Source organism: Segatella copri (assembly GCF_949820605.1).
Classification (GTDB): Bacteria; Bacteroidota; Bacteroidia; order Bacteroidales; family Bacteroidaceae; genus Prevotella.
Window position 1 is genome coordinate 362,899 of record NZ_CATKVU010000006.1, and the last position, 19,971, is coordinate 382,869.

The window sequence follows — 19,971 nt, forward strand, 5'->3', positions numbered from 1 at the left end:
GCTTTACATATCCTCCATCGACAATCCTTGGTATCCGATATCGAATTTCTTGAATTTTCCTGTAGCTTGGAAGAAATGCTCGGCTTTATCTTTTAAAATGCCGAGATTTATATCCTTAGCTTGGCGTTTTACCTCATAAAAAATAACCTTCTGCTCCAGTTCATCGGCAGCGATAATATCGATTTCATTCTCTCCTTTTCTGTCCCACCAGGAGGCTATCTGGGTATATTCTTCGCTCTCTATCATCTTGGCAATAAAATATCTTTCCAGAACCTTGCCGGTGTATGTGGTGTAGCTCTTATCCATGACCATTTTTAGTTTTTTATTGGCGCCAACCTCTATCATGTATCCATATTTGTAGATGTAGCGAAACCAGACGCGAAGGAAGTTGTCTTCTATCTGATAGCGAATGTTGCGATTGGTCTTTTGGAACATCGGTATATAACGGGAGATCAAGCTATAGTCGTTCTCCAGTTTGGTGAGATAGCCCGAAAGTTCTATTTTCATGATGCTTTCTATTTCACCTCGAGTTGTGTAGCCTGAAGCGATAAGTTGCAGTATCTCGAAATAGCGGGCATAGTCTTTGCCAAATTCTTCTATCAGCATATTTTTTCCTTCGTAGATGAAATAAGAGTTTTTTGCAATAAACCGCTCTGTCATCTGTTCCTTGGTCGTGGCTCCTGCATCCATCATCATTTCTACATATTCTGCTACTCCGCCTGTATAACTGTAGAGAGCCAGTAGGTCATCATTGGTATAGGCAGAATTATATGTAGAGAGAATTTCCTTAATGACAGAAGGGGGAAATGGAGTGACTTTTATTTCTCCAGTCTGCCTACCATAAAGAGGTTGCTTGTTATTTTTAAAGATGATGTTCATAAGTGAATAAACAGAACCGCAGACCACAAGATTAATATGAGCTTCCTGTTTGTTAAGGTCCCATATCTTTTGCATATCTGAAAAGATTGATGGATTAACCCGCTTGAAATCCTGAAACTCATCAATGATGAGAGTGATAGGGCGAATCTTGGATAGTTGAAGCAGATATTTAAAGATGTCAGCAAAGCGTGTTACTTCACCGAGAATAGGAAGCTGAAGTTTGGTCGTCATCTCTTCGATAAAATCTCTGCAGAGTTCTGCTTCTGATTTTCTTGCAACAAAGAAATACAGCATATCCTGAACATCCTCGTATGCTTTTATCAATAAGGATGTCTTACCGCTACGTCGGCGTCCGGTTACGATTGTAAAACGGGCCGTTTGCAAAGATAGATTTCTTATCTCTTGCAATTCTTTTATTTCGTTTTGTCTTCCAAAGAACTTCATATTTCTATAATTTTACAGTTTCTTTTTGATGTTATTTTTCGAAACCGCTGTTTCGGAAATGGCGGTTTCGAATGCAAAGGTAATAAAAATGCCTGAATATCAGCTTGTTTGTTTGCTAATTTAAGTTTTTTTATTTGTTTGTGTGCTTCTTATTTTTCCGAAATGGCGGTTTCGAAAGTAAAAATGATGGAGTTGTCAGAATTGACAATAACTCTATATAATAAGGTATGAATGCAGAAAGAAGAGGGGTTAGGAGTCCCTGAAAATAAAATATAAGAGACTTGCAAAAAAGAAAAAACGTTAAAGGTAATTAATTTATGGGGGTATTAGCTTCATATTCTGATGGAAATGCTTAATTTTGCAACCCGAAAAAGAAAGGTGCAAAAAATAGGTATGAAACGTTCGCTCAACATATTGATGGCTTTGATGCTCTCGCTCATGGTGGTTTACCTGAGCGTGGGTACTACCGTCATGCGCTGCCTTCACTATGACAAGGTGATGGTGGGTATGGTGACTGACTGTTGCGTGAAACGTAGCATGCACCATGACTGTTGCCTAGGCAAGCTGGGCGCACAGGTGAACAAACATTGCATGGAAGTGGAGCTGGTGAAACTATCGCCTACGGTCTCTATCCAACACTTGGATTTCGATGCAGCACCAGTGTTTGCAGGCATCGCGCCAGCCCTTTGGCAGACGTTGCCTCGTCCTGTTATCTGTAGCATTCAAAAGGCAAGATATTGGAATCTGAATGTTCCGCATTCGCCTCCAAGGGCTTATCTTGCCCTCCTTAACATCCTGATTATTTGATTTTTCCATATTTGCAAATAGGTTGCAAAAGTTTGTTTGTACTTTTGCAGCCAAGATTGTCGTATGCCTATCCCTATCAGAAAAATCTTAGGGTCGCATGCATATATTAAAAAGGTAAAATCATCCGAAGCGAAGATTTAAGATTCGGATAAAAGGAAATATATTTATGTATTCAAGATATATATTGCTCAGTACCTTGCTGGTTATTGGTGCTGAGACTTATGCAAAAAATAATAAGACAGAGGTTGTGTCTCTGTCATCATCATATAATAATTCTGTAAGAAATAACTCTGTAGATTCCTCCTCTCAGGATTCCATCTTCAAGGACGAGACCTTGCAGGAGGTGAAGGTGGTGGCTCGCAAGTCGGGCACTTCCCGATTGGCTGGTGCCGTGAATGGCATCGCCGTGAACAAGGATGAGCTCTTCAAGGCGGCTTGTTGCAACCTGGGCGAGAGTTTTACGACCAATCCATCGGTGGATGTGGCTTATAATGATGCCACGACGGGCGCAAGACAAATCAAACTCCTCGGTCTTTCGGGCACTTACGTACAGATGCTCACCGAGAATCTGCCGAATTTCCGTGGTGCAGCCATCCCATACGCCCTGGGCTATGTGCCGGGACCTTGGATGAAAGGCATTCAAGTATCCAAGGGTAGTGCTTCGGTGAAGAATGGCTATGAGTCGATTACGGGGCAAATCAATGTAGATTACTTGCAACCTGAGGATGAGCAACAGGTGGAGGTGAACCTCTTTGGCGATACCAAGAGCCGAATCGAAGCAAACGCCGATGCCAACGTTCATCTGTCGGATAAGTGGGCAACGGAGATATTGTTGCATCATGAGAATATCCTCAAAAACCATGATGACAATGGCGATGGCTTCTATGATATGCCAGGCAGAGAACAATATAATGTACAGAACCGTTGGCTGTATAAAGGCAAGCACTACATCTTTCATGGTGGACTTGGGGCTTTGAAGGAGATTCGTACCAGTGGGCAGGATGAGGAACATGTTCATAGTGATGATATTTATCGAATCAAGCTCCATACCAACCGTTATGAGGGTTATATGAAACATGCCTTCATCCTCAATCATGAGCATGGCACCAATATTGCCTTCATGTCCTCGGCTTCGATGCACCAGCTCGATGCCCAGTATGGCAACAAGTTCTACAACCTCAATGAGAAGAATCTCTATGGCTCACTGATTTTTGAGACCAATTTTACTCATCAGCACAATTTGTCGGTAGGTTTGAGCGTCAACCATGATTACCTGGGACAGCGCGCCAATGTGAATGTTTCTCCAAGACCGGCAGTAGGGCAAGAAGACTCTCCTTACCTTTTGTCGGAGATGCAGAGAATGAACGAGAAGGAGACGACTCCTGGAGCATACGCCCAATACACCTATACGTTAGGCACGAAGTTGACAGCGATGGCAGGTGTCCGTTTCGACCATAGTTCGCTTTATGGCAGCTTCTTCACCCCTCGTTTCCACGTGAAGTATTCACCTGTCGATGCCATCAGCATCCGCTTATCAGCAGGTAAGGGCTATCGCACAGTATTTGGCTTGGCAGAGTACAACTATCTCTTGGCGAGCGGCAGGGAGTTTCAGATTACGGGTGATGGACTAAAGCAAGAGGAGGCTTGGAACTATGGTATAAGTACCGCTTTCTACATCCCGATGTTTGGCAAGACCCTGAAACTGAACGCCGAGTATTATTATACCGACTTCAAGAATCAAGCGGTGGTGGATTATGATGCCAACAAGGGGCTTATCTCCATCTGCAATTTGATGGGCAAGTCTTATTCGCACACTTTCCAGATAGATGCCTCTTATCCATTGCTGAAGGGCTTGGAGATAACAGCGGCTTATCGTCTGAACGATGTGAAGTGTACCTACGATTATGGCAAAACCTTGAAAGAAAAGCCATTGACCAGTAAGTATAAGGCGCTCTTCACGGCTTCCTATAAGACTCCACTTGGCCTATGGCAATTTGATGCCACCATGCAGTTGAATGGGGGAGGCAGGAATCCAGAGCCTTACCAGTTGGCAGATGGAAGCCAGTCATGGTCTCCTCGTTTCCATAGCTTCGGGCAAGTGAGTGCGCAGGTTACGAGATGGTTCCGCCATTGGAGTATCTATGTGGGAGGCGAGAACCTGACAGGTTTCAAGCAGAAAACTCCTATCTATGGTGCCAGCAACCCATGGGGAAGCGATTTCGAGCCAACCTTGGTTTGGGGACCTGTAGAGGGCAGGATGTTCTATGCAGGAGTGAGAGTACACTTTTAATTGAAAATGTTTAAAGTTAAATGATTAAAGCAAATAGAAAAGTTATGAAGAAGATTTTAGTAATGTTCACAATGATGATGGTGGCAATGGTAACCTTTGCCAAGGACATCAAGACCGTAGTGTTCACCACAACCCCACAGATGCACTGTGAGGCTTGTGAGAATAAAATCAAGAGCAACCTTCGCTTCGAGAAGGGAATCAAGAGCATTGAGACTTCTGTGCCAGACCAGACTGTCACAGTACAGTATAATGCCGACAAGACAACCCCAGAGAAGCTCCAGAAAGGTTTTGAGAAGTTTGGCTATAAGGCTCGCATCCTGAAAGATGGCGAGAAGGTTGAGAAGAACACTGGGGAGAAGTGTGACTTGATGTAATTCCTGCTTCTAATTTGATAGAAGCTTAACCATTGGCACGCAGGAATCCCTGCGTGCTATATGGTGCTTATCATAAAACACATTCGTTCATTTCATGAGTCCGTCAATGAAATGTTTAGAATCTGCAAAACTTCATATGTCGAGCGTTTCAATTGCATATCATGATGAACAATAGCCAAAAGACAATAAGTGATAAAATCGTGAGGGATAACCCCAAATCGTGATGGATAGCGTGATGGATATTTCCGTTTTTGAAGTATCTATCACGCTATTCAAGTATCTGGATATTAGCATATAAAGATATAGAATGGATACAAATCGTGATGGATGATAGATGATTACATAAAACTTATTCACGAATACGGCTGCATCGGGTTACAAATATGGCTGCATCGGGTTACAAATATGGCTGCGTAGGGTTACGAATATGACTGCATCGGGTTACGAATATGACTGCGTAGGGTTACGAATATGACTGCATCGGGTTACGAATATGACAGCGTAGGCTAACGGAGACGTATCTGTAAGCTTATCGAGACGTCTGCATCAGCTAACAGAGACGTCTGAACTCGCTGACTGAACTACTTGAGTTGCTTGATTGAACCACTTGAGTTAGCTGACTGAACCACTTGAGTATTCTTCTTCATGTGCTTGCATGCAACCATAAAACTTTTTCAGCAACTTTTTCCGGAAGTATGGAAGAAGACAGAGTTGAAGGCAAACATGAGGCCAACACAGAAACAGCACAACGTTTGCTGGCGATGGGACTTTCTGCCGAATGTATTTCATCTGCAATTTAATCTTCCCTCTTCATCTTTTCTTCTCCCTATGTCAGTTTTTGTCGCAACCGGATTATAGTTTTGCAGCAGAATTGCAATAACTCTATATAATAAGGTATGAATGCAGAAAGAAGAGGGGTTAGGAGTCCCTGAAAAGTAAAATATAAGAGGAATCCATAAGATTTCTTGTTAAAAGTTTGGTGGTTCATCAGATTTTTACTAAATTTGCCATTGGATTAGTGACAGGGCAGGGTAAAGTCCTCGCTTGAAGTCGCTATGATGCAGAGAAACAAGATTATCTTGTGGACACGAGCAAACTATTCAGTTCTGTAGGTTGAAATCTGGTAAATTGAAACGTAGAAAGAACGAGAATTTGTTTGAGCGAGTCTACACCGTTATATGGTGTGGATTCCTCTTTCGCATTTTCTTTTCTACGGGTTTTACCAGAGCCTAACTTACAAGGAAGTGAAGAAAGTAGGGGTTCGCACCATCTTTTTTCACTTATGAACCATTATGGACTTGTTTGGTTCGCAGATTTTTCCTAACTTTGCAGAAGATTAGCTGCACCTCAGCATAACATTCAAGCAAGCTTGATGAGTCTGCTTTCGGTTTGCATAATCTTTGCAGAAGATTAGCTGCACTCGGCAATTTGAAAGCAAGCTTTCATTGCGCTCGTTTGCATAATCTTTGCCCCTTGAAAGTAAATGATTTGCTGTTTCGGCAGAAAAGCAGGAGCAGTTATATATAATGAACTTAAAAATAGAATGCTTATGAGCAAGGTATTTCAAGTAAAGCCTAAGCGCCTTAAACGCTCAAACGGTACTGTTCTCACTCCCGATATGGTAGTGACAGTAACAACCATGCAGCACACCGCCACCCCTTTTTATAATGGAGCCAAGGAGGTGCAAGAAGCCTACATGCGCATCTATGCTTTCGATTATAAGAAAGCATGCTGCAATCCGAATGATTTCGAATTTAAGAAGTTGGACTAAAAATATATAGTGTTTTTCAGAAAAATAAAACAATTGTCATGGAAGATAATCACATATACACAGAATTCATGTCAAACAAACAGTTATTTAAACCGTTTGTTTCATGGCCCGATTGTGTACATTTGGGATTGAACAATGTAGATGCTATTTCGAATAAACTTCTTAATGAGATTACATTGAGAAGAGGTGAACATCTGCTATGGGTATCGCGTCATAAAGCTAATTGGAAGGCGAAAGACGATGATGAGAAAACTCCTTCAGGTTGTATCATCACAGATCAACGCATTTGCTATTTCAATTTAAATGATAAGAAAAAAAGTTTTAGCGTAGAGTGGGGTGAGGTTGCAGCTATAAAGCACATGATGAATAGTTTCTACATCCAAAAGTCATCAGTAACGACATCTAATGAGTTGAAGATTAGCGACTACTCTTTGTTCGACAAAAAAGTTGAAAACTCAAGTCCGGTTGTTACCCTTTTAAAGGGTGTATTTACCAATAAAGAACAAGAATCAAAAATGACCAAAGAACAATTGTTTTCTGAATTTGAAGAACAACTCAAACAATTACCGTATAAGGATGGACGGACTGTTCTGAAAAATGAGGAACCAAAAGATAAAAAAGTAGTTATAGGATCTTTGTCTAATGCAAAGCATGAGTCTGTTGATGTTTTGTCAGATAAGAACAAGTCTTCGCAGAGTTTGTCTTCTAAAGATGAAATAAAGAAGGCTTATAAGAATTTGCAAGAAATCTTGCAAAGTACTCAAAGGGATGTCTTTGACTTAAATGGAGTAAATTCACAGTTTAATACTGTTAAGGGGAAAATTGCCTTTGCGTTTGATTCGAAAATAAAAGAAGCTAAGAAAGAATTAGATGTGGCTTTAAAGGATACTGTATGGGATAATCTTGTTATAGCTTTCTTTGGAGAAACAAATGCAGGTAAGAGCACAATTATCGAGACCTTTAGAATTCTTTTTGATGATAAACGTAAAAAAGAAGATGGTCTGATTGTGGGTGATGGCAGACACGACTTTACAAAAACCTATGAAGAATATCATTTGTCTATTGCAGGCCATCCTTTTACTTTGATAGACGTACCTGGTATTGAAGGAAATGAATCAGAGTTTAAAGATGTGATAAAAACAGCTTTGCATAAGGCTCATTGTATCTTTTATGTTCAGGGACATAATAAGAAACCAGATCGAGCTACAGCTGAAAAAATCAAGAAATATCTAGGAGATTGGGTAAAGGTTTATTCAATCTATAATGTGCGTGGTGGTGTTAGCAATTATGATGAAGAAGAAGAACGCGAAACATTGATAACTTCAGGTATCTTAAAGGCTGAAAGTTTAATACGGGCAGAATTTAAAACTATATTGGGTGATGTTTATGCTGGGCATGTAACCTTGCAGGGTCTGTTGGCTATGTCTGCTAAAGCATCATTTTCGTCTAAACGAGAAGATTTGATAAGAGGACAACAAAAGTTATTGAAGTATTTTGGTGGTTCTGCTGATAAAGTTTTGGAGTTTAGCCAATTTAAGACATTGATAACTCTTGTTGAACAGAAATCCTCTAATTTTAAGTCTGAAATCATAGAAGCAAACAAACAGAAATTGATATCTTTGGCAGGTAATATTGCCACCGATATTGAGCAGGTAATGGAATCTCAGAAGAACTATTTAGCCAATTTGGAGTTAAATCTTCGAACTATAAATCGAGAGGTTTGCAATAATAGTATGGATTCTGCTTTAAGAAATATAACTAACAAGACAAGAAATGCCATTACAAGTGCCTATGGTGAATTGAAATCAGAGATTTTTGATCTTATAGATAATGAACCAAGTAATATTAATCAATTAGCAGAACAGTATCAAGAAGATGTTATAGAGAATTTAGAGAATCGTATTAAGTCTATTGTTAACGATGAATTAAAAAAAGTTCGTGATACTGCAAATCGAAAGATAAAAGATTTGGATGGTGTAAACATAAAGCCAATACAATTCAATCAATCTATTGACCTTGAAACAGAGATAGATTTCTCTGGAGCATTAGGAGAATTAGATATCGATCTCGCAGATGTTCTTTCATGGACAGCTAAAACTGCAGGTACTGCAGCTACAGGAGCTCTTGTTGGATCTTTTATACCAGGTATAGGGACTTTAATAGGTGCAGGTGTAGGAGCTTTTGTCGGTGGCATTGCTCATGCATGTTCTGGAGATGGCGGAAAGGCTGATGCTCGAAAAAGCGTATCTGATGCTATCGGTAAGGCAACTCAGCGAGCTAAGAACAATGTCAAATCAATGTTGGCACCTGTTATTAGAGATATGGATATTCAAAAGCGCCAATTAACTAATTCTGTCAAAACAGAATTGACAAATATTGAGGAATTACAAGAAACTCTTGATACTTTTGATGTTGAAATATCAGAATTTGTAAATGAATTAAAACATAAACGTTATGGAAGAATTTAATATAAAAAACAACAAATTGCAGAAACTAACTGCATTGAAACAACTTCTGCAAAAAGGAGTGGAGTATATACCTGAATTACAATCTTATCTTGGTAAGATAGATAGTATCGTGAATACCATAAAAGATGGAGAAATTAGCGTTGTCTTGTTGGGTAGTTTTTCTGATGGAAAGACGAGTGCTATTGCAGGTTTATTAGGTAGATTGGAAGATAATATGAAGATTGATAATGATGAGTCTTCTGATGAACTTACCATTTATCGCCCTAAGGATCTTAAAAAGGGATTCAAGATAATTGATACTCCAGGATTGTTTGGTACAAAAGAAAGGGAAATTAATGGTCAAAATATAAAGTTTTCAGAAATTACAGAACGTTATATTTCTGAGGCTCACATTATTATTTATGTTTGTGATGCTGTAGTTCCGTTGAAGGATAGTCATGTTGAGATTATTCGTCGCATTATGCGTGATTACCATAAACTCGACAATACCATTTTTGTTATTAACAAAATGGATGAAGCTGGTTATGACTTGTTGGACGAGTACGACTTTAATAATGGTTGTAAGATAAAGAAGGAGAACCTAATTTCTCGTTTGCGTAGTACCATAAACTTGACTCCTGACGAGGAGAAACGTTTGCATGTTGTATGTATCGCTGCGGATCCAAAAGGAAAGGGTTTGCAACATTGGTTCTCCAAAATAGACAGTTATTATGAGCGTTCTCATATTAAGGATTTGAGAAAATGCGTAAATGCAGTAGTCAATAATGCCGATACTGATAAGTTGTCTTCGTCTTCTTATGAAACATCAGTTTCTGAAGTTGTTGATGGATTACACAAAGCAATTGTATGTACCGAAAAACCGGTATCGAAGGCAATTGTTAAAATGGAGCGAGATTGTACAGAGATAGAGGAAGCCGGAAAGCATTTGAAGTCTGAACTTACATTATCCCGTAATGAGCTTCGTCAAGCTATTAATGAAATAAAGAATGATGCCATTCGTGAAATCAATGGTGCTTCATTAGAAACTATTGGCAATATTATTTCTGCTCAACTTGGAGTGCAAAATAATCAGGTTACTTTTTATGTCTTCCAAGACAAACTGTCTGCTCAAATTGAGCAATGTTGTGAAGCTAACGCCAATAATGTAAATCTTGCAGCCGTGAAAATAGAAAAAGCCTATTCGATGCAAGATGCCATGTTAAATGATGCCGTGAAATATGGTGTTGACCAATTGAAAAACTTGAATATAACAGGTGAGCAGATTAAAGCTGTTCGTGATGTAATCGCCAAAGGTTATAAGTTCAAGCCTTGGGGAGCCATCAATATGGGAAAGAATATTACCAAATGGGCTGGCTGGATTGGAGCTGGAATTGGAACCGCTTTTGAACTTTATGGTTGGTATAAACAATATAAAGATCAGAAGAAGTTGAATGAGCTTAAGAAATCATTAACTAATGCGATAAATGATTGTATAAGCAATGTGTTCAAAACTTTTGAGTCAGACAATGAGTATTATAAGAATTTTGCGCCATCTTATATACTGTTATGTCAGAAGATTCAGGAGCGAAATGAAGAAATTGCCTCTTTGAAACAGAAAGTTCAATATTTAGAAAATTACAAACGAGATATTGAGGCATGGAAGAATTCTGCTGAATATGTCGATTTTGAAGAAGTTTAACCATTTAATATTTTAGAATTATGAGTGAAGAAAAAATTGAAACAAAGAAAAAAGAGAAGGGTGTTTGGAAGGCTCTTGGTTTGGCAGCTGTAGCCGTTGGAGGGCTAGCAGTAACACTAGCTAAAGAACTGAAAAAGTAATAACGTATCTATTTGACTATTGGGAGTTTTTCTCCCGATAGTCTATTGGTGGATTCTCTATATGGTTAAGAAACTAACTGTGAAACGAATTGACGAAATACAGAATATTTTAAATGAAGTATATTGTCTGAAATGTTCGATAATAAACACATTATAGGAATATCTTGATATGATTCGCAAAAAGCATATAGAGAATAGGAAGAAAGCATTCAAAGAGAATGACTTTAAGGATTCAACAACAGGATAAATAACAAAATAAAATGTAGGCAAATATGGAAAAGAAAGAAAACAAAATCTTAGATGAACTTAGACGGCATGGTCCTATGTTTGTAGATCCTTGTCCGATGCCTGTGGGCTTTTTGGGTAAGTTGATAGACTTGTTCTCGAAGAAGAAGTCTTGAATTGTGAAACACTCGGTGTGGCGGAGGCTGGAAACCTCCGCTACTGTCAGATAAACGATAATATTATGAAGTTGGCGATTACTTATGCTGAGCTGCAAGATTATCTAGCCAGTCATTTTCATAAGACGGTGAATCTTGGGTATGTTGACGGTGCAACCATGTCTGTCTTTGTGCCCATCAAGGTGTTTGGCTTTACAAAGTCTGTAAGCATAAACCTTATTGTGAAGAAGATTGAGGGTACTGACTTGTTCTTGTCGTATGGCGGTAAGATTGGCATTGACATGCTTGTTTCGCCAGCCATCTCTTATGCCAAGAAACTTGTGCCGGAGAAAGCAGGTTGGGTGGAACAGATGCCTGACAATATCGTTAAGCTGCGCCTTGGCGACATTGACAAATTGCAGAAAGTGTTTGAAAAGCTGAAACTTGACAATATCTTATTTGAGCCGGGTAATATTGGAATAGAAATGTCATTAGTCTATTGATTCGTTATGGGTGACTGACGTCTATTTCGCAAGAAAATAGAGCACTCTTACTTTTTTCTTGATGTTCTGTCTCCATTTGACATATCTATATAGTTATTTCGCAGCCGAAATCAAATGTATAACTATATTAAGGTAATGTAACAATGGAAAAGAACATCAGAAAAAGAGTGTGTTGGTTGGCTGCGGTATTGAGTGCCGTACTGGTAGTGTTATTTGGCTATTGGTTCTTCTTGACCCCTCATGGCTATTGGCAAAAGAAGAAGGAGGCAGAGAAGAGTGAATATATGGATAGGAGGATGCTTTGGCGGAAGTCGGAGAAAATGACCATGCAACAGATGTTGTCGGATATGACGCTAATGGCTAAGGGGGATTCGGTCCTAGTTTGTTGGCTAACTGGTCTCTCGCTTCCCGTTTATCGTGACTTTATTCATGGCACAGCGCAACCTACAAGGAATGCTTGGGCTGAGACGAGATATTGGTATATGTCTTCTCTCGCTAAAGGCGGAGAATGGATGGAGAAACGTGCCAAGACGAGGATTCACAAGAGCCTGATTTTTGTGGAATCGAGTAGATTTCAGGTGCAGAAGGATTCCTTGAAGGATTATCGTAAAGAGAAACTTACTCCAACTGAGATTAAGAACAACAAGATGTATCTAAAAGATAATTGTCTGTATAGATGAAATCATAGCATAAATAAAGTATAACGAAAAATGAATAAAATTATAGGGCTTCTTGTAATGGTTTTCATGTTCCTACCCTGGCGACCAATCGTTGCTATAGTGGCAGCAGTATTGTTTGTCAACATCAATGGTACGGAATTGTATGGATGGCAAGCTGGATTGGCGCATGGATTGTTCTTCCTGCCTAATCTGGTGAGGCATCTCTTTGACGGCGATGTCCTTTTCAAGGCTACCAATTGTACTACAGGTTATTATGTTGCCTGGTGGATTGCTACAGTCGGTTCGTGCATCGGTTGGCTCGTTGATGCAACCTTCTCTTTTATGAAGGCATCGGTATTTGTAGGTAGTGATAAAGAATAAATAAATATAAATACGATGGACAGTATGGCTGATAATCAAAAAGTATATCAGGCAATCAAGACGATTGCTGATGAACTCTGCAAGGAGAACAAGACGTATCTTCGTGCAGATTTGGCTTTTGAACTGAAGAAGTATGGTATAGCTTTCGATTCCTCGGAAGTGAGTAAGCTGGTATTTGATGCCTACAGATATTTCCATGATAATGGCAATATCGCCATTGCTTTTGTTTCCAATAATTCACGTACAACCCTTGTGGCTGAATACAAGTTGAATGACAGTTTGGAACAGGGCAACAAGGAGGAGGCTTTGAAGATAGCCGAGACGGAACTGGCGTTGTCTTCATCTGCTTTGGAGCAGTTGAAAGAGCAAGTGGAATTGAACCTTAACCTGGTTCTTGCTAAGGGAACGTCGAAGATGGCTGATATTGTCATGGGTACGAATGGCGTGAAAGATGTAAGAAGTAAGGCGTCTACCATGTTTGATAAATATACCAAGATGGTGGAGGCTTATCACTATGCTGAGGATAGCGTTCGTGGAAACATCGAAGATTTTACCTCCTTGCGTAGTGATATCGGGACGGTTTATCGTGATTATGCCCTGAAACTGATTGATATCTATGGCGACTCCATCAAGATGGTTTCTCCAGACTTGTTCGACTTCAAGCGAATAGAGTGGCTGGATGTGGACGAGATGCTTAAGTATATGGAGTTGGAATATAGCAAGCTCACGGAAAAATGTGCAGCTTTGATTGGTGAGATTTCTGTTAGTTTCCGTACTTCCTTGCAGGGTTCTTTGCAGGCTTATAAGTCTTTGTCGAACGGCAACAAGTCCTTGGGCTTGGCGATGGCAGGACTGACAATGCTCGAACACTATATGGGAGCAAGTGAACGCGCTAATCGTTTGAAGTCTGATTTATCAGTTTTCCAGATGAGCGTGAAGCATGATGCCACTCGCATCAAGGCTGATATGGGACGATTATTGGTAATCTGCAAAACGCTCAATGATGTGGTAATCCCGAAGGCGAATGTGTTCTTGCGTTATGGAGAAAAACTGTTGGCTTCAGACTTGAAGGCGACACTTGATGTCTTGTATGCGGATGAGACTATTCGTCCATTGGAGGAGCAACGAAAATGTCTGCTTCAGCAGATTAAGGCGCTGGACATGGAAATGAACGACCATCTTCAGAACATCGATGTCTATACCTCGCTGATTAATGACATCACCGCTACCTTGGAGTCTAAGCAGGAAAGCTATATGGAAGCTAAGGCGAAGAAGCCTTCCAAGCCTTTCTTCCTGTTGAATTGGTTAACCTTTGGTATGGCCAACAAGAACTACTATCGCGACTTTGCTGAATGGAATGCGGTATGCTTCCCTCTTGTGAGAGAATACGAGAGCTATCAGGTAGATTTGAAGTTGGATAAGGAGGAATTGGAATCGCATCGTGAGGAACAAACCCACATCAAAAATGAGTATGCCAAACTCTCCAGTGAACTGGATAAGGTTTCTAAGGAAATCAGAAGCAAGATAGTTTGCTCTGACGACTTGAAGCTGAAGATGCTGAAACATCTTCGTGATATGGTTGCCATGCTGAAACTTGGACGTGAAATCATGGAGAGTAAGATAGATGAGAAGTTGGTGCATACGGTAGATATTCCCGATTATCGGGAGACAGCCAAGCTTCCTGCTGATGTGGAGCAGAACCTTTCTCTGTTTACAGGAATGTTGGCAGACAATCTTCATGCCGACAAGGATATGGCTAAGAATCTGCTTGATGGAGTGGAAGCATACACGAAAGACCCTAAGAAGATAGAGGGCAAGACCGCACAACAGAACAAACCTGCTGAGTATAGCGAGGAAGACTTGGCGCAGGTAACTGGTGCTATGGAACAATCCTTACAGAAAGGTATCGCTCTGTTTGATAGTTTCGCTAAGCTCAAAGCGCAGCAGCTCAGTGGTAGCTTGGCTTCGGCTGCATACGATAAGGAGTTGAAGAAACATGCTGATGAGTTTAAGCGTGAAATGGCTAAGATAGACAACAAGAGTGCTTATCTTCGTGAAGTGTTCAAGCGCATCAATCTGGCTGGTAGCGAGGTGGAGCGTAAGCAAGCTATGGAGTTGATGAGCGACTTGAGCGGTTTCTCTCTTTCGGAACAGGAGTTCACAGAATTTATAAATGGTAAGAAACAAATAGAATTATAAGGCGTATGGAAAGTTCAAGAAGACAACAAGCCCAGGCTGATTTGGGCATGGATTTCGCTAAGGAAGATCAAAAGCGAGAGGCGGTTCTTGCCAAAGAACAGGCGAGGGCTGATAAAAAAGCTGCAAAGCGTGAGAAGATGATGAACATGCCATCTTATCGTTTGATGGTAGGTACGGCGAAGTATATGGACAAGTGGTTCTTGGATCCTATCCTTGGCTTCATCCTTCCTGTCGGTATCGGTGATGCTTTGACGAGCGTGTTTGCATTCCCATTCATCTATTACAGTCTTTGTGTGGTTAAGTCTATTCCGCTGACTTTGGCTGTCATCTATAATATCTTGATGGATGTGCTGATTGGTGCCATACCTTTCTATATAGGTGATGTGCTGGATGTATTCAAGCGTTCGTATGTAGAAAACCTGAGATTGGTTACCGGGTATATCGAGGATGATAAGGAGATTATCAATAAGGTGAATAAGAAGGCATTCTGGACGGCTGTGTTCATCGTCGTGCTTTGCTGGTTGATTTATGTGGTGATTTCGTGGGCCATTCGCTTGGGAACCATGGCTTATGATTGGATAGCTTCATTGTTCTAAAATATGAATAGCAATATTTTCTTTCAACCCTTCGTTGGCAAGGATTATGCCAATGGGGGGATATTCGGCAAGCGAATCATGATATTGGGCGAGAGTCATTATTGTGATGAGAGTTGTACGGATTGTGGCGACTGCCAGCTACATCGGGAGTGTATGGGCTTTACTCAGCAGGTGCTTGATGATTATCTCAATGAGAACAAGGAACGGCAGAACTGGATGCGGACTTTCCTGAAGTTTGAGCGTTCGTTAGTGGGTGAGGAGACCAATCAAGCGATGAGGCTGAAGATTTGGAACTCGGTCATCTTCTTCAACTATCTGCAAGTGGCGATGGGTGGTCCTCGCGAGGCTGGCACAGCCGAACAATATCATCAGGCTGGCAAGGCTTTCTTCGAGGTCATCGAAAAGTACCAACCTGAGTACATCATCGTATGGGGCAAGAGGCTTTGGAATAATCTTCCTAATGTTGGCTGGCAGGATGGCGACGACATTGTAGTGGATGGTTATCCTGTTGCTATGGGTTTTTATCTTCTGAGTAATGGAAAACAGATGAAAGTGATGGCGGTGAATCACCCTTCCGTAGGCTACTCCTGGGACTATTGGTATCGGGTAATACAACACTTTTTGAGAAATAGTTGAAGCCTGTGACATCATTTGATTATATTATTCAGAGAACACCTGGTTTGAAAATTGTGAACTGCAATTCTGGATATTACATATGGATCGGCTCAAATTTGCTTAAATATCTATAAAATCGGCTCAAATTGAGCCGATTGATGGCAAAAAATGACTAACTTTGAGCCGATTAATAAATTAAGAATATGACAATAGACATAGAAATATTACAGTTCTTGCATTATCATCCCTTGGCAAATAGGACAGAGATTATGGCGGGCCTTATGGAAACTCCTAGTGGTAGCACAGTGAAGAGATTGCTTTCTGCTGCTGTTAAGGAGGGAAATATTGAGACTGTTGGGCGTGGTCCTTCTACCAAGTACAGACTTACTCCGCAAGCTCATGTAACCATGCCTTTGGATTTGGCTACTTATTTCGATAAGGATATAGATGAACGTGTTGTGCAGAAATCATTCAATTTTGATTTGATTCGTGAAGTTTTACCCAAGGTAGAAATTTTTGCAAAGGAGGAACTTTCTGTATTGTTTGCTGCACAAAAGGAGTTTGAGAAGAATACGGAAGGTATGACAGAGCTTGAGTATCATAAGGAAATGGAGCGTTTGGGAGTGGATTTATCTTGGAAATCCTCACAGATAGAGGGCAATACGTATTCTCTTTTAGAGACTGAGCGATTGCTAAAAGATAAGCAGACGGCTTCTGGGAAGACAAAAGAGGAGGCTATCATGTTGCTTAATCATAAGGATGCGCTTGATTTTGTGCTTGACGTACCAGATTATTTGAAAGAGTTGTCTGTGCATAGAATCGAGGACATTCATTCCATCTTGACAAAGGAGTTGGGAGTTGACAGAAATATCCGTCATCGTCGTGTTGGTATTACTGGAACTAATTATCGCCCACTCGATAACGAGTTCCAGATTCGTGAAGCGTTGGAAGAAACTTGTACATTGGTGAATGGAAAAGATAATGTATTTGAGAAGGCACTCCTAACATTAGTGCTATTATCGTATATTCAAGCCTTTGTAGATGGCAACAAGCGGACGGCAAGAATCACAAGTAATGCTATCTTAATAGCAAATGGCTATTGCCCGATTTCTTTCCGAACCGTTGACTCCATCGACTATAAGAAGGCTATGCTCATGTTTTATGAACAGAATAACATTGCTGCTTTCAAGAAAATCTTTATAGAGCAGTTCTTGTTTGCTGTGAAGACGTATTTTTAGAGAGAATTGAGATAATTTTCTCGCTTGTGCCACGATTTGACACACCTGACCATTATCTTTGCAGCTGTAAACATTAAAAACAAGGAATTATGGCACAGATTACAATCAATATCCAGACGTTGGACTGGACAATGGGGGAAACCGTAGGCTTGCACTTGATGTTGAAGAAAGACAGCAAGGCAAGAATCGCTTGGGGCGATGGAAAGGTACAGGTCGTGACAGGTAAACAGAAACCTGCTTCCGAAAAGTTGGCTTGGGTGGAGGCTGGTCATTCCTATCCTGAGAAGGGCATGTACTACACCATTACCATCTGTTCGGAAGAGGAAGATGCCATTATCGGATTTGATGGATGTGGCATGTTCGAGGTGAAAACCTTTGATGTGATTCTCACGGAATGTCCTAACTTGCGTATCTTGGGCTATTCTGGGTATGGCGAGGAGAAACTCGACGTGAGCAAGAATCCTTTGCTGGAGTTCATCGACTTCCACGAGATAAGAAACGAGAAGTTGGATTTCTCTGCCAATCTACTCTTGGAGGAGTTGCATATTGATGGAGCCAAAGATTTGGTGTCTTTGAATTTGAGCAAGAACGACAAGTTGCGTCGCTTGGACATCTTCATGTGCCACAATCTCCAGCATCTTGCCTTGAGCAATCAGTCGCAGCTGAATGAGGTGGATTTCGCTCTCACTCATCTCCGTCCCAAAGACTTGGAGTATTTGGAGAAGACGTTGAAGCGAAACTCTCCCTACAAGATACGGGGAGGAAGTTTTGGCGATGATAAGATAATAGAAGTTAGTAATGGTGAAATCGTAGGTGAAGATGAAGGAAAACTGGATTCAACTTATCGATACAATTGAGAAAGATCCGTTTGAAACGGAGGCTTTCTTCGCTTTGATGGATTATGTGGGCGAAGCGTCGGATGATGACAAGCGCAGAGTTGTACAAGAAGTAGAGCGTCGCATCAAGATGATTGCCCGTTATGATGCGGACAAGAGTTTCCGTTTCCGTAAGTTCAGCGAGCAGGAGCGGGAGGTGCTTGATTCCCTTTGGAGTACTCGGGTAAAGATTCTCAATGTGATGATGTTAAATCCTACAGAGGAAGAAATCGAGCGTTTGGGACATCAGAACGACAAACTCCGTGAGTTGTCGAAGGATGCCTTTGCGCAAGGTCGCAACCTCTGGAAGTCTTTGTTGCACTCACCGAGCTTGATGGCAAACGAGGATTATTATGATGTGGAGGAGCACGTTGATTTCAGTTGGAATGATGAGGATTCCGTCCTCAAGATGGATAATGATGACTATTATGGCTCAGACTTCGAGTATATGCTCCATTTTCATTGCAATTTTAGGGATAGTGGGCGGTATTCGTATGGGGAACCTTTAGTGGCTGATGATGGCACGTCGTGGAATCTTGATTATCTGGATAATCCTGCCTTTGGCAAGTTTTGCATCTGCCATCTCCTTCACTCGCTCCATAGTCATGAGCATTACTCTTTGCCAGACATCCTCCGTATGGATGATTTTTGGACGGATGTCAGCTTGAGATATGAGCGAGAGGTGTATCAATGGAAAAAAGGAAACGTATTCTTTAAAGAGGAAGTAAATGGAAAAGGAATGGAAAAAACTGATTGATGAAGTTGAGAACAACCGTAGCTATAGTTCGGAGCCTAACTTCAAATTTGTAGACTTTATAAGAGAAAAGTCTACGATAGAGGATAAGCGTGCCATCGTGCAAGATGTGGAACGTCGTATCAAGAAGGTGGTGAATCGGGAGGATAATAATCCAGATGGGTTCTTCCGTAACTTCAGTGATACGGAGCGGGATTTGCTGGACGATTTGCTCGGGCTTCGTGAGGTGACGCTCGATGAGATGATGCTTCATCCTACTGCTGCCGAGGTGGAACGATTGAGCAAGTTGAACGACAAACTCTACAAGCTCACCTTGGAGTGTTTTGAGCAGTGCCGTAACCTTTGGCTTACGCTCTACCGTTCGCCATACAAGGTGGACGACCGTTTCTGCTACGACTTGGACAGTACGCTTCGATTCGAGTATGCTGACAAAGACTCGGTCTTGCATCTGGAGAATGATGACTATTACGGTTCCGACTTCGACTATATGATTCATCTGACAGATGAGTTGCTCAGTACAGGACATTGCAAGATGGATACCATCGTGGATGGTGCGTCTGCCAACTTTTTCGGCAACGAAGAGGATACATTGAGAGAGTTGACTGATACGCTCGACGATGGCACGTCGTGGGCGGAAGGCTATCTGCACAACAAGGCGTATGACCATTTGTGTATCTGTTATGCGATGCATGCCTTGCATACTCATGAGCCTTGGTGCCTGCCAGACATTCTTCGTATGGATGATTTCACTATTAATGTGAAATTGAATTATGAGCGCAGCGTGTCAGAGCAGCGAGATATTCATTATCCTGATGTAAACGAGAATGACCCTCATTGGCCTGAGGGTGTGCCTTGTTTGGAAAGGTGAAAAATAATTTGTGATGCAATAAAAATAAAATTAGAACGTCATATATAAAAAT

18 protein-coding genes are annotated in these 19,971 nt (G+C 41.0%); 17 read left to right on the forward strand and 1 reads right to left on the reverse strand.

What is annotated here, in order from left to right:
• Nucleotides 1-3: 3 nt before the first annotated feature.
• On the reverse strand, nt 4-1,323 hold the full coding sequence (locus tag RCO84_RS02555; protein ID WP_287586365.1) for an ATP-binding protein: 1,320 nt from the start codon (nt 1,321-1,323) through the stop codon (nt 4-6).
• A gap of 378 nt (nt 1,324-1,701) precedes the next feature.
• Between RCO84_RS02555 and RCO84_RS02560 the strand changes: the two genes are divergently transcribed.
• The 17 genes from RCO84_RS02560 (at nt 1,702) to RCO84_RS02640 (ending at nt 19,919) form a co-directional block, all read left to right on the forward strand.
• Nucleotides 1,702-2,130 (forward strand): hypothetical protein, encoded by a 429-nt coding sequence (locus tag RCO84_RS02560; protein WP_287838152.1) that lies wholly within the window; start codon nt 1,702-1,704, stop codon nt 2,128-2,130.
• A 166-nt stretch (nt 2,131-2,296) separates the two neighbouring features.
• Nucleotides 2,297-4,420 (forward strand): TonB-dependent receptor plug domain-containing protein, encoded by a 2,124-nt coding sequence (locus RCO84_RS02565; protein ID WP_317577028.1) that lies wholly within the window; start codon nt 2,297-2,299, stop codon nt 4,418-4,420.
• Between the two features lie 44 nt (nt 4,421-4,464).
• Nucleotides 4,465-4,794, forward strand: coding sequence for a heavy-metal-associated domain-containing protein (locus RCO84_RS02570; RefSeq protein ID WP_117693922.1), 330 nt, complete (start codon nt 4,465-4,467; stop codon nt 4,792-4,794).
• 1,549 nt (nt 4,795-6,343) lie between these two features.
• Nucleotides 6,344-6,565, forward strand: a complete 222-nt coding sequence (locus RCO84_RS02575; RefSeq protein WP_040552952.1) for a DUF6140 family protein — start codon at nt 6,344-6,346, stop codon at nt 6,563-6,565.
• Between the two features lie 38 nt (nt 6,566-6,603).
• Nucleotides 6,604-9,033: a GTPase domain-containing protein gene (locus tag RCO84_RS02580; RefSeq protein ID WP_317573473.1), complete on the forward strand. Its 2,430-nt coding sequence runs from the start codon at nt 6,604-6,606 to the stop codon at nt 9,031-9,033.
• Nucleotides 9,020-10,711 carry a LeoA/HP0731 family dynamin-like GTPase gene (locus tag RCO84_RS02585; RefSeq protein WP_317577027.1) on the forward strand — a complete coding sequence of 564 codons (1,692 nt, stop codon included), beginning with the start codon at nt 9,020-9,022 and terminating at the stop codon, nt 10,709-10,711. The genes RCO84_RS02580 and RCO84_RS02585 overlap by 14 nt, the downstream gene beginning before the upstream one ends.
• A 412-nt stretch (nt 10,712-11,123) precedes the next feature.
• Complete coding sequence (locus RCO84_RS02590; protein ID WP_317573475.1) at nt 11,124-11,252, forward strand: hypothetical protein; 129 nt, start codon at nt 11,124-11,126, stop codon at nt 11,250-11,252.
• Complete coding sequence (locus RCO84_RS02595; RefSeq protein WP_317573476.1) at nt 11,249-11,734, forward strand: hypothetical protein; 486 nt, start codon at nt 11,249-11,251, stop codon at nt 11,732-11,734. Before RCO84_RS02590 ends, RCO84_RS02595 begins: the two co-directional genes overlap by 4 nt.
• Nucleotides 11,735-11,877: 143 nt before the next feature.
• A complete protein-coding gene (locus RCO84_RS02600; RefSeq protein WP_317577026.1) occupies nt 11,878-12,414 on the forward strand; it encodes a hypothetical protein in 537 nt (178 codons plus the stop codon).
• 30 nt (nt 12,415-12,444) lie between these two features.
• On the forward strand, nt 12,445-12,774 hold the full coding sequence (locus RCO84_RS02605; RefSeq protein WP_287875713.1) for a hypothetical protein: 330 nt from the start codon (nt 12,445-12,447) through the stop codon (nt 12,772-12,774).
• A gap of 24 nt (nt 12,775-12,798) precedes the next feature.
• On the forward strand, nt 12,799-14,973 hold the full coding sequence (locus tag RCO84_RS02610) for a hypothetical protein (protein ID WP_317577025.1): 2,175 nt from the start codon (nt 12,799-12,801) through the stop codon (nt 14,971-14,973).
• A gap of 5 nt (nt 14,974-14,978) precedes the next feature.
• Nucleotides 14,979-15,569: a DUF4112 domain-containing protein gene (locus tag RCO84_RS02615; RefSeq protein ID WP_264900878.1), complete on the forward strand. Its 591-nt coding sequence runs from the start codon at nt 14,979-14,981 to the stop codon at nt 15,567-15,569.
• A 3-nt stretch (nt 15,570-15,572) separates the two neighbouring features.
• The gene (locus RCO84_RS02620; protein ID WP_317577024.1) at nt 15,573-16,205 is read left to right on the forward strand and encodes a hypothetical protein; all 633 of its coding nucleotides are present in this window, start codon (nt 15,573-15,575) and stop codon (nt 16,203-16,205) included.
• A gap of 182 nt (nt 16,206-16,387) precedes the next feature.
• Nucleotides 16,388-17,422 carry a Fic family protein gene (locus RCO84_RS02625; RefSeq protein WP_144153815.1) on the forward strand — a complete coding sequence of 345 codons (1,035 nt, stop codon included), beginning with the start codon at nt 16,388-16,390 and terminating at the stop codon, nt 17,420-17,422.
• An 89-nt stretch (nt 17,423-17,511) separates the two neighbouring features.
• Nucleotides 17,512-18,279, forward strand: coding sequence for a hypothetical protein (locus RCO84_RS02630; RefSeq protein WP_287867342.1), 768 nt, complete (start codon nt 17,512-17,514; stop codon nt 18,277-18,279).
• On the forward strand, nt 18,236-19,054 hold the full coding sequence (locus RCO84_RS02635; protein WP_317577023.1) for a hypothetical protein: 819 nt from the start codon (nt 18,236-18,238) through the stop codon (nt 19,052-19,054). Before RCO84_RS02630 ends, RCO84_RS02635 begins: the two co-directional genes overlap by 44 nt.
• Complete coding sequence (locus RCO84_RS02640) at nt 19,026-19,919, forward strand: hypothetical protein (protein WP_317577022.1); 894 nt, start codon at nt 19,026-19,028, stop codon at nt 19,917-19,919. Before RCO84_RS02635 ends, RCO84_RS02640 begins: the two co-directional genes overlap by 29 nt.
• Nucleotides 19,920-19,971: the final 52 nt, after the last annotated feature.